The following is a 464-nucleotide window of genomic DNA, read 5'->3' on the forward strand; positions in this document are numbered from 1 at the left end:
ACGTCGACCGGCCTGTCGTCGGCCACCAGCTCGATCGGCTCCCTGTCGACCGGCCTCTCGTCGACCGATAGTTCGGTGACCTCGCTGTCGACTTCCACGTCGACCGGCTTGTCGTCGGCCACCAGCTCGATCGGCTCGCTGTCCACCGGCCTCTCGTCGACCGACAGCTCGGTGACCTCGCTGTCGACCTCCACGTCGACCGGCCTGTCATCGGCCACCAGCTCGATCGGCTCGCTGTCCACCGGCCTCTCGTCGACCGACAGTTCGGTGACCTCGCTGTCCACATCGACCTCGACGGGCCTCTCGTCGGCTAACAGCTCGATCACCTCGCTGTCGACTTCGACCTCGACCGGCCTCTCGTCGGCGAACAGCTCGATCACCTCGCTGTCGACCTCCACGTCGACCGGCCTGTCGTCGGCCACCAGCTCGATCGGCTCCCTGTCGACCGGCCTCTCGTCGACCGA

The 464-nt window shown here is 67.2% G+C and carries 1 protein-coding gene; it reads right to left on the reverse strand.

Annotation, left to right across the window (positions count from 1 at the left end):
• On the reverse strand, nt 1-422 hold a 422-nt coding region (locus tag GQ57_RS43525), incomplete at its 3' end, for a hypothetical protein (RefSeq protein WP_200880683.1).
• Between the last annotated feature and the right edge of the window lie 42 nt (nt 423-464).

The sequence above is a fragment of the Burkholderia sp. MSh2 genome (assembly GCF_000731655.1).
GTDB classification, from domain to species: domain Bacteria; phylum Pseudomonadota; class Gammaproteobacteria; order Burkholderiales; family Burkholderiaceae; genus Burkholderia; species Burkholderia paludis.